Below are 9,722 nucleotides of genomic sequence, written 5' to 3'. Positions count from 1 at the left end.
GCCATCAGGGATGTGTATAAGAGACAGCGTCGTGGCGAGCGGCATCGTCGCCGCCGACCTCGGGGCCGAGACCCCGGACGGTTTCGTGCCCGTCACCGCTCTCGGCTTCGGCAGGGACCTGTTCGTACCGCCCGCCCCGCTCGTGCGGGAGGTGGCCGAGGCCACCGGGGCCGTGCGGGGGCCGGTGCTCACCGTCTCGACCGTGACCGGCAGCGCCGCCCGCACCGCCGCGCTGCTGGCCGCCCATCCCGGAGCCGTCGCCGAGGCCATGGAGGGCTTCGGCGTCGCGGAGGCCGCCGACCGGCTCGGTGTGCCGGTGCTGGAGCTCCGGGCCGTCTCGAACGCCGTGGGGCCCCGTGACCGGGACGCCTGGCGCATCGGCGAGGCGCTGGCCGCGCTCACCGAGGCGTTCGGGAAGATCGCACCCGTAGTGGAAGGCTGGACCCATGACCGACTCGACCGACTCCGCGCCCCGCACCGTGACTGACGCCGCCGGCGGCATACCGCCGGGCCTGCGGGTCGCCTTCTCGCCGTGCCCGAACGACACGTTCGTCTTCGACGCCTGGGCGCACGGAAGGGTCCCCGGCGCGCCCGCCCCCGACGTCACCTTCGCCGACATCGACCTCACCAACGGGATGGCCGAGCGCGGCGAGCTCGACGTGCTGAAGGTCTCGTACGCCGTACTGCCGTACGTCCTCGACGAGTACGCCCTGCTGCCCTGCGGCGGGGCGCTGGGCCGGGGCTGCGGGCCGCTGGTCCTCACCCGGGAGCCGGGCGCGGACCTGACCGGGAAGACCGTGGCGGTGCCCAGCGAGCGCTCCACCGCGTATCTGCTGTTCCGGCTCTGGGCGGCCGAGGTGGTGCCCGGCGGCGTGGGCGAGATCGTCGTCATGCCGTTCGACCGGATCATGCCCGCCGTCCGCGACGGCCGGGTGGACGCCGGCCTGGTGATCCACGAGGCCCGCTTCACGTACCAGGAGTACGGCCTGCACAGCCTCGCCGACATGGGTGAGCACTGGGAGTCGACCACCGGGCTGCCGATCCCGCTCGGCGCGATCATCGCCAAGCGGTCCCTCGGCGAGGAGACGCTGGCGCGGCTGGCGGACACCATCCGCACGTCGGTGCGGATGGCCTGGGACGACCCGGAGCGCTCGCGCCCCTACGTCGCGGAGCACGCCCAGGAGATGGACCCGGCCGTGGCGGACCAGCACATCGGGCTGTACGTCAACGAGTTCACCGCCGACCTCGGCGACCGCGGACTGCTGACGCGGGCCGCCGCCGAGGGCCTCGTACCGCCGCTGGCCCCGGACGCGTTCTCCGTCACCGGGCGCTGAGGCCCGCGCCCGGGCCGGACGCGGGACCCCGGCGCGGGGCACCCGCCGTGAACCGCCGGCCCGGGAACGTCCACCCGGAAGAGGTCCGTCCCCGCGTCGGCGGCGTCACCCGCACGGGAACACCTGCGTCAGACGTCGAGCTGGTCCGCGACCGCCCGCAGCAGCCCCGCGATCTTCGCCCCCGCGGCCTTGTCCGGGTAGCGGCCCCGCTCCAGCTGCGGCGTGATGTTCTCCAGCAGCGTCGTCAGGTCCTGCACGATCGAGGCCAGCTCGTCCGGCTTGCGCCGCTGCGCGGCGGCGACGGACGGCGTGGGGTCCAGGACGACGACGGACAGGGCCTGGTCACCGCGCTGGCCCGCGACCACGCCGAACTCGACGCGCTGACCGGGCTTGAGGGCGTCGACACCGGCCGGGAGTACGGACGAGTGGACGAAGACGTCGTCGCCGTCGTCGCGCGAAAGAAAGCCGAAGCCCTTTTCCGAATTGAACCATTTGACCTTACCCGTGGGCACGTCTGTCCTCGTCCTCGTACTCGTCGGTGGGGCGGGCGAGCCGCGAAACGGCTCCGGATAGCAGTACAGCGGGTCCCGTGACCCGCCACGTCCCAGGCTAATGGCCCGGAGGCCGCAGACAAGACGTCGCCGGACGGCTCCGCCGAGCTGGGAACTACCCTGGCCGGGTGAGTACTACTCCTTCCGGCGCAGGCGACCGGCTCGTACAGGTCGGCGCGATCGTCTTCTTCGTCGGCGCGCTCGCCACCCTGGTGACCGTCGCCCCCCTGTTCCTGGGCACCGATCCGTTCCCGTCCGCGGCTTATGCGGTGTGCATGCTGATGGGCGTGGGCTTCCTCATCGCCGCCGCCGGTGTGGTGCGCTCCGTCTGGAAGAGCTCGCCGAAGCGCGCCGCCACCCGCTGACCCGGCCCCTCAGACCGCCTCGCCGGGTGCCGCCCAGGCGTTCAGCCAGGCCGGGAAGCCGGTGAGATTTGGCAGGATCACGTCGGCGCCCGCGGCCCGCAGCTCCGCCTCGTCGCACGGACCGGTGGTGACGCCGACCGACAGGGCGTCCGCCGTGCGGGCCCCGCGTACGTCGCCGGTGTGGTCGCCGACGTATATGTGCGCGCCGTGCTCCAGCAGCGCCTCGGCCTTGCCCTCGGCCCATAGGCCGCCGGCCAGGACGTCCGGGGCCAGGCCGAGGTGGTCGAGGTGCAGCTTGGCGTTCGGCTCGTACTTGGCGGTCACCACGATCGCCCGCCCGCCGAGCGCCTGCACGGCTTCGAGGGCCTCCCGGGCTCCGGCCAGCGCGGGCGACGGGGTGATCGCCCGGTCCGGGTAGAGCGCGCGGTACCGGTCGGCGACCTCGGCCACCTCGCCGGCCGGGAACCAGTTGGCCAGCTCGTCCTCCAGGGGCGGCCCGAGGCGGCTCACGACCAGGTCGGTGTCGATGGGGACCCCGGTCTCGGCGGCCAGGGTCAGGTAGGCGGCCTTGATGCCGGGCCGGGAGTCGATGAGCGTCATGTCCAGGTCGAAACCGACCGTCAGGGTGCGTGAAGGCATGCGGCCATTGTGCCGAGCACCGGAACCGGGGCGGAGCCCGCCGGGTGGCGGCCGGCGGTCGGCGCCCCGGCCCGCACTGACCGGGCCGACGGGCCGCGCATAGACTCAGCCAAGGCTTACCTTGCTCGTTTCGCTCACCCGATTGGTTCCGATGGCTCCCGCCACACCCCGCCTGTCCAGACGCGCGCTCGCGACCACGGTGGCCGTACTCGCACTGCTCCTGGCCGTCCTGCTCAGCCTGGCGGTGGGGGCGCGGACCATCGCACCGTCCGCGGTCCTCGACGCCCTGCTGCACGGCGGGCACTCGGACGCCGCCGAGGTGATCCGTGAGATGCGGGTGCCCCGCACCCTGATCGGGCTGATGGTCGGCGCGGCCCTCGCCCTCGCGGGTACGGCGCTCCAGGGCATCACCCGCAACCCCATCGCCGACCCCGGGATCCTCGGTATCAGCCAGGGCGCCTCGGTGGCCGTGGTGCTGGCCATCGCCTACGCCGGGATCCACACCCTCTCCGGGTACGTGTGGTTCGCGTTCGCGGGGGCCGCCGTCGCGTCCGTCGCGGTGTACGCCATCGCCTCCCGGGGCCGCGGCGGGGCCACCCCGGTGAAGCTCGCACTGGGCGGTGCGGCGATCAACGCGCTGCTGGTGTCGGTGACCATGGGCGTGCTCACGACCAAGGCCTCCGCGCTGGACGAGTTCCGTTTCTGGCAGGTCGGTTCCGTCGCCGGACGCGAGGCCCAGGTCGCCCAGCAGATCTGGCCGTTCCTGCTGGTCGGCGTGGTGCTGGTGCTGTCCGTGGCGCGCGGGCTGGACGCGCTGGCGCTGGGCGAGGACGTGGCGAAGGGCCTGGGCCAGAACGTCGCGGCCGTACGGATCGTCGGGGGCATCGGCGCCACGGTCCTGACCGGCGCCGGGGTCGCCGCGGCCGGGCCCATCGCCTTCGTCGGCCTCGCGGTCCCGCACATCGCCCGCGCGATCGTCGGCGGCGACCACCGCTGGGTGCTGCCCATGGCGGCACTGATCGGGCCCGTGATGCTGCTGGTCTCCGACGTCGTCGGCCGGATCGTGCTCCCGCCCGGCGAGGTGCCGGCGGGCGTGATGACGGCGCTGATCGGTGTGCCGTTCCTCGTCGCCCTCGTACGCCGGAAGGCGGTGCCCGCGTGATCACGGACACGGTGGTTCCCGCCCGTCCCTCGGTCCGGCCGGCCGGTTACGGCGTCGTACGGATCGGACGGCGCGGCCGGTTCCTGCTCCACCGGCGGGCGGCGCTCGTCGCGTCGGGCCTGGCGGTGCTGCTGGCCGCCCTCTGCGTGGCGTACCTCTGCGTCGGCGAGAGCTTCGTGGCGCCCGCGGAGGTGGTGAAGGTCGTCCTCGGGCAGCCGTCGCCGGACGAGCTGGTCGTGGGCACCCTGCGGCTGCCGCGGATGGTGGTCGGGCTGCTCGTGGGCCTGGCGTTCGGTGTCGCCGGGGCGCTGATCCAGACCGTGGCCCGCAACCCGCTGGCCAGCCCGGACATCATCGGCGTCAGCCAGGGCGCGGGCGCCCTCACGGTCGGCGCGATGACCTTCGGCGTCACCTCGTACACGGTCCTGCCGTACCTCTCCGTCCTCGGCGGCGTCGCCGCGGCGGCGCTCGTCTACGTGTTCGCGTGGCGCGGCGGGCTGCACGCGACCCGCTTCGTCCTCATCGGCATCGGCTTCGCGGTCGCCCTGCGTTCGGTGACGACCCTGTTCCTGACGAAGGGCGACTACCTCGTCGCCCAGCAGGCGCAGATCTGGATGACGGGCTCGCTCAACGGCCGCGGCTGGGCCGAGGCCGCTCCCATCGGCTGGACCCTGCTCGTCCTGCTGCCCGCCGTGCTGTGGGCGGCCCGGGCGCAGCGCACCGTCTCGATGGACGACGACACCGCGACGGCGCTCGGTGTGCGGCTCGGCCGGGTACGGCTGGGGCTCGTCGCCCTCGGCGTCGTCCTGGCCTCGGTGGCGACGGGGACGGCCGGCCCGGTCGACTTCGTGGCGCTGCTGGCCCCGCAGATCGCCCGCCGGATGACCCGTACGGCGCAGATCCCGCTGCTGTGCTCGGCGCTGCTGGGGGCGGTCGTCGTCGTCCTCGGCGACCTGCTGGCCCGCAGGCTCTTCTCGCCGACCGAGCTCCCGGTGGGCGTACTGACGGCGGCGGTCGGCGCCCCGTACCTGATCTGGCTGATCATCCGCGGCCACGGCGGCCGCAGTGGAGGCAACGCATGAAGACGACCGGCCCCGACGCCGCCACGGAGACCGTGACCAGCCGGCTGACCGCCCGCGGGCTGACCCTCGCCTACGAGGACCGCACCGTCGTCCACGAGCTGGACCTCGCCGTGCCGGACGGTCGGGTCACGGTCATCGTCGGCCCGAACGCCTGCGGCAAGTCGACCACCCTGCGGGCGCTGGGGCGGCTGCTGAAACCGGCCGGCGGCGCGGTCCTCCTGGACGGCACCGAGCTGTCCCGGATCCCCACCCGGAAGATCGCCCAGTCCGTGGGGCTGCTGCCGCAGACCCCGGTGGCCCCCGAGGCGATCACCGTCTCCGACCTGGTCGCCCGTGGCCGCCAGCCGCACCAGCACTGGTGGCAGCAGTGGTCGGACGCGGACGAGCGGGCGGTGACGGACGCCATGGAGTGTACGGACGTCACCGCGCTCGCCGACCGGCCGGTGGACTCCCTCTCCGGCGGCCAGCGCCAGCGTGTGTGGATCGCGATGGCGCTCGCCCAGGAGACCGACCTGCTGCTCCTGGACGAGCCGACGACGTACCTCGACATCGCGCACCAGGTGGAGGTCCTGGACCTGGTGCGCCGGCTCGCCACCCCGGCGGCCGACGGCACCCGGGGGCGGACCGTCGTCACCGTGCTCCACGACCTCAACCAGGCGGCCCGGTACGCCGACCACCTGGTCGCCATGAAGGCGGGCCGGATCGTGGCCGAGGGGCACCCCGAGGACGTCGTGACCGCCGCGCTCGTCCGTGAGGTCTTCGGCCTGGAGGCGGTGATCGTCCCGGACCCGGTGACGGGCTCGCCGCTCGTCGTGCCGGGCGCCCCCTGGAACCCGATGGCCCCTTCTCCCCGAAAGGCACTCTGACATGACCGGTTCGCTCCGCGACCGCCGCCGCGGCGTCGCCGCCGTCTCCTTCGCCCTGACCACCGCCCTGGCGCTCTCCGCCTGCGGGTCGTCGGACTCCGGCTCCGACTCGGGCTCGGACGCCGTGTCCGGTGGCGGCGCCGCGGCCGACACGCACACGGTCTCCACCGCGATGGGGAACGTGAAGGTCCCCGCCGCGCCGAAGCGGGTCGTCGTCCTGGACACCGCCGAGCTGGACTCCGCGCTCACCCTGGGTGTGAAGCCGGTCGGGGCGACGCACGCGGACGTCGACTCGGGCTTCCTGAGCTACCTGCCGAAGGACCGGGTCGCCGGCATCAAGGACGTCGGCGCGCTGATGACGCCGAACCTGGAGTCGATCGCCGCGCTCAAGCCCGACCTGATCCTCACCAGCAAGATCCGGCACGGCGACAAGTACGACGAGCTGAAGAAGATCGCACCGACGGTCATGACGGAGAACACCGGCTACACCTGGAAGGAGAACTTCCAGACCCACGCCAACGCGCTCGGCAAGGTGCCGGAGGCGGAGAAGGTCATCGCCGACTACGACACCCACACGGCGAAGGTCACCGAGGCGCTCGGCGGCAAGGAGAAGGCGGCGGCCACCGAGGTCAGCATGGTGCGGTTCGTCGAGGGCGCGGACATCCGCATCTACGGCAGGCAGAACTACATCGCGACGCTCCTCGCGGACGTCGGCCTCGGCCGCCCCGCGATCGTGGACAAGGCCAAGGACGGCTTCTCGTACGACGTCAGCCCGGAGAAGATCGACCTGGCGGACGCGGACGTGGTCTTCCACTCGACGTACGGGGACGCGAAGAAGTCCAAGGAGACGCAGACCGTGGGCAGCGGGCTGTGGAAGAACATGGCCGCGGTGAAGAACGGCATGGTGTTCCCGGTGGACGACCAGCTGTGGATCCAGGGCATCGGCTACACGGCCGCAGGCAAGATCCTGGACGAGCTCCAGGCCGACCTGACGAAGTAGCGGCGCGGGGCGGACCTTCGGCCTCCCCGGGCCGGGGGCCGGCGCGCCCGGAACGCCTGGCCCGCCCGGAACGAACACGCCTACCGGTCAGGGAGGGTCGCCACCCCAAGGGCCCCGGCGCACGCCACCGCCCCGACTGAGTACGCGTACGCACTCCTTGACGGGTACCGGCCCCCATCCGTCGCACCGCCCCCGGGCATACCGTCCCCGTATGGCCGAACAGACCGCACCGACCGACACCGTCCCGACCGGGCCCAGGTCCCGCTTCTCCTCCTTCGCGTTCCTGGGAAGCTGCTGCGCCGCACTGGTCGTGCTCGCGCTGATCATTCAGTTCGCGCGGGGCGCGTGGGGGGCTGCGGACTTCCCCCGTGTCGCGCCCGAGGACATGGCGGACCGCGTCTTCCAGCGCTCCCAGGAGGCGTACGGAGTACTGGGGTTCACCCGCACCGTGGAGCCGGGGGTCGAGGTCCTCGGCGTCAGCACGGAGAACACGCTCGGCTCCGGCTCCGGCTGCTACGGCGGGGGCCTGTTCGACCTCGAGGAGACCGTCGACGGCGCCTACCGGATGAGCCACAGCTGGGCACTGGATCACGTGCCCGCGAGCCAGGCCGTCCCCGGCCTGCGCCGACTGCACCAGCACCTCAAGGACGACGGCTGGGAGATCACGTCCTACCGTGGCGCCGACGCGACGGACGACTGGGACCTGTTCGTGGAACGGAACGACGGGGACGAACGGATGTCCTTCACCTGGCTTCCGGACCGGGAGTACTTCATGGGCGGAGCCACCGGACCCTGCGCCTACGACCCCGAGTGGGAGGACGGCGACACCGGCCCCGCCGGGGGCGGCCTCCGGCCCCCCGCCTTCGGTCCCGCGCGGCAGGACTGAACGGCCGCCGGCTCACCGGCGGACGCGACGACGGCCGCCAGGTCGGCGCCCGCCCGGAGGAGCGCCACGGTCCGCGCGGCGATCCGGTCAAGGCGTTGCCGCAGGATGCGCCGGGCCTCCCCCGAGCCGTCGTGCCGGTGCAGGGAGGCCATGATCTCGCGCACCTCGGGGATGCCGTATCCGGCACCGCGGAGAGCGACGACGATCCTGGCCGCTCCGACCGCCGAAGGGCCGTAGCGGCGCGCTCGCAGTGACGTCACCCGCTCAGGCAGGACCAGCCCTTCCTGCTCCCAGAACCGCAGAGCCGAGGAACGCACACCGAGCGCTCCCGCGAGCTCCGTGATGGTCATGGCGTCGCCCTCCTGCTCGGACCCGGGTGTGTGCGCTTCGGCCTCGATCGCACGCAACGCCTGTTGGGCGCGGAGGGTCTCCTCCCGTTCCCGCGCGAGCTGCACGTGCACCGCGCTGATCGCCGAGGCCGCCTCCGTGAGCGTCTCCGTCCGCAGCTTCACGAGCATCTTCCGGGCCACGACGGGTCCTACGGCACCCGCCAGTCCGCGATAGGCGCCCAGAGCCCGCACGTGGACCGGGGTGTAGGACCGGTAGCCGTTGGCCGACCGAGCGGCCGGAGGAATGACTCCCAACCGCTCGAGGTCGCGCACCTGTTGCACCGAGTACCCCGACGCCCTGGCGACATCGACGGTGCGGAGCAGCACCCGTTGCGAACCGCTCACCGGACCCCCACGAGCCGAACCCCACACAAGCACTTGAAGGTGATGCTTGAACCATGAGTATGGAACAGATCATCGCGACCGTACGAGGCTTCGACGGCGCGCTCGTGTTCGTACCGGAGCCGGGAGACGGCTCCCCCGAGATCGCCTGGGGGGACGCGTTCTTCTCCTACGCCCCTGACGGGCGGATGTCTCAGGGCGTACAGCCCTACGGGACGATCGTCACCAAGGACTATCCCGACGACACCGCTTCCGACCTCGACCCTCCGGGCCGCTGGCGTGTGAACGTCCATGTCGGCCGGCCGGTGTTCCTCGATCTGACGGGCGAAGACCCGCGCCGCCTCCGTCACCCCCGCGACCACGCCGCCGTCGACAGCGTGATGCCGCACCCGGTGTACGGCGCACTCGGCTGGATCTGCGTGGTCAATCCGGGGGACAGGACGACGGACACGGTCGTACGGCTGCTGCGGGACGCCCACGACGCCGCCCGCCGCCGGTACGAGCGGCGCCACGAGCCGGGGAGCGCCTGAGCCACCCCTGGCCCCGTGCGACCGGGGGCGAGCGGTGCGCGGCGCGACCGGGGGCGGCCCGGCGCGAGCTGCGGGCCAGGACGTCTGACGCCCACCACGCCGGGAACCCGGCCGAGTCCCTCCGGCGGTCGAGGAGCGGCGCGGCCCGGGTGCGGTCCCGGCACCGGCCGCCGCGTCCGCGCCCTCACCCCGGCAGGCGTCGGGACCTCCACACCAGGTACGCCGCCGACGCCACCGCCGCCGTGCGGACGACCACCGGCCACAGCTCCGTCATCGCGTCCCCCATCGCGCCCTCCGCGATGGGGGCGCCCCAGCGTCCGTCCATACGGCCCCAGAGCCAGACGAAGGCACCGGCCACCACCACGCCCGGGAGGCCCAACGCCACCCACTTCGCCTCCGTACGCGAGAACTTGCGGGAGCTGTACGCGAGCACCCAGCCGCCCGCGAGCGCCAGCCAGGAGCCCAGCACCGCCCCGGCCACCAGCAGGAGGGCGGCCAGGAGCAGGAACGGGTGCGAAAGCCGGAGCCGCCGGCCCTCGGCGGCGGCGACCGCCTTGCGGCGGCGCAGCCCGAACT

12 protein-coding genes and 1 pseudogene are annotated in these 9,722 nt (G+C 73.2%); 9 read left to right on the top strand and 4 right to left on the bottom strand.

The genetic code is table 11. The features are described from left to right. A partial coding sequence (gene mqnB, locus IH13_RS0105565; protein WP_063837399.1) for a futalosine hydrolase occupies positions 1-487 on the top strand: 487 nt, incomplete at its 5' end. Then, positions 447-1,334, top strand: a complete 888-nt coding sequence (locus tag IH13_RS0105560; RefSeq protein ID WP_031081506.1) for a 1,4-dihydroxy-6-naphtoate synthase — start codon at positions 447-449, stop codon at positions 1,332-1,334. The genes mqnB and IH13_RS0105560, both read left to right, overlap by 41 nt. A gap of 128 nt (positions 1,335-1,462) precedes the next feature. On the opposite strand, the gene IH13_RS45720 is transcribed toward IH13_RS0105560, so the two are convergent. Then, positions 1,463-1,846 (bottom strand): cold-shock protein, encoded by a 384-nt coding sequence (locus IH13_RS45720; RefSeq protein ID WP_031081504.1) that lies wholly within the window; start codon positions 1,844-1,846, stop codon positions 1,463-1,465. Between the two features lie 167 nt (positions 1,847-2,013). Here IH13_RS45720 and IH13_RS0105550 point away from each other — a divergent pair, with 167 nt between their 5' ends. Further along, positions 2,014-2,250 (top strand): hypothetical protein, encoded by a 237-nt coding sequence (locus IH13_RS0105550; RefSeq protein WP_031081502.1) that lies wholly within the window; start codon positions 2,014-2,016, stop codon positions 2,248-2,250. Positions 2,251-2,259: 9 nt separating this feature from the next. Here the strand turns inward: IH13_RS0105550 and IH13_RS0105545 are convergent, their stop codons facing one another. Further along, positions 2,260-2,889: an HAD family hydrolase gene (locus tag IH13_RS0105545; protein ID WP_031081501.1), complete on the bottom strand. Its 630-nt coding sequence runs from the start codon at positions 2,887-2,889 to the stop codon at positions 2,260-2,262. A gap of 151 nt (positions 2,890-3,040) precedes the next feature. Between IH13_RS0105545 and IH13_RS0105540 the strand changes: the two genes are divergently transcribed. From IH13_RS0105540 to IH13_RS0105520, 5 genes are all read left to right on the top strand, one after another. Then, on the top strand, positions 3,041-4,051 hold the full coding sequence (locus IH13_RS0105540; RefSeq protein ID WP_031081499.1) for a FecCD family ABC transporter permease: 1,011 nt from the start codon (positions 3,041-3,043) through the stop codon (positions 4,049-4,051). Continuing rightward, positions 4,048-5,133 (top strand): FecCD family ABC transporter permease, encoded by a 1,086-nt coding sequence (locus IH13_RS0105535; RefSeq protein WP_037840811.1) that lies wholly within the window; start codon positions 4,048-4,050, stop codon positions 5,131-5,133. Before IH13_RS0105540 ends, IH13_RS0105535 begins: the two co-directional genes overlap by 4 nt. Continuing rightward, a complete protein-coding gene (locus tag IH13_RS0105530) occupies positions 5,130-5,999 on the top strand; it encodes an ABC transporter ATP-binding protein (RefSeq protein WP_031081495.1) in 870 nt (289 codons plus the stop codon). Before IH13_RS0105535 ends, IH13_RS0105530 begins: the two co-directional genes overlap by 4 nt. A gap of 1 nt (position 6,000) precedes the next feature. Beyond that, complete coding sequence (locus tag IH13_RS0105525) at positions 6,001-6,999, top strand: ABC transporter substrate-binding protein (protein ID WP_031081493.1); 999 nt, start codon at positions 6,001-6,003, stop codon at positions 6,997-6,999. A gap of 211 nt (positions 7,000-7,210) precedes the next feature. Next, positions 7,211-7,885 (top strand): hypothetical protein, encoded by a 675-nt coding sequence (locus tag IH13_RS0105520; RefSeq protein WP_031081492.1) that lies wholly within the window; start codon positions 7,211-7,213, stop codon positions 7,883-7,885. On the opposite strand, the gene IH13_RS0105515 is transcribed toward IH13_RS0105520, so the two are convergent. Then, positions 7,798-8,619 carry a MerR family transcriptional regulator gene (locus IH13_RS0105515; protein ID WP_199814604.1) on the bottom strand — a complete coding sequence of 274 codons (822 nt, stop codon included), beginning with the start codon at positions 8,617-8,619 and terminating at the stop codon, positions 7,798-7,800. The genes IH13_RS0105520 and IH13_RS0105515 overlap by 88 nt on opposite strands. Before the next feature lie 59 nt (positions 8,620-8,678). Between IH13_RS0105515 and IH13_RS0105510 the strand changes: the two genes are divergently transcribed. Continuing rightward, positions 8,679-9,146, top strand: a complete 468-nt coding sequence (locus tag IH13_RS0105510; RefSeq protein ID WP_037840809.1) for a DUF6194 family protein — start codon at positions 8,679-8,681, stop codon at positions 9,144-9,146. A 184-nt stretch (positions 9,147-9,330) separates the two neighbouring features. Here the strand turns inward: IH13_RS0105510 and IH13_RS0105505 are convergent. Then, positions 9,331-9,722: pseudogene (locus IH13_RS0105505) on the bottom strand (hypothetical protein); the annotation flags it as partial.

Origin of the sequence: Streptomyces sp. NRRL WC-3549 (assembly GCF_000721935.1) — a bacterium.
Classification (GTDB): domain Bacteria; phylum Actinomycetota; class Actinomycetes; order Streptomycetales; family Streptomycetaceae; genus Streptomyces.
Note: the sequence above shows the minus strand (reverse complement) of the source record. Positions and strands in the feature narration are given on the sequence as shown.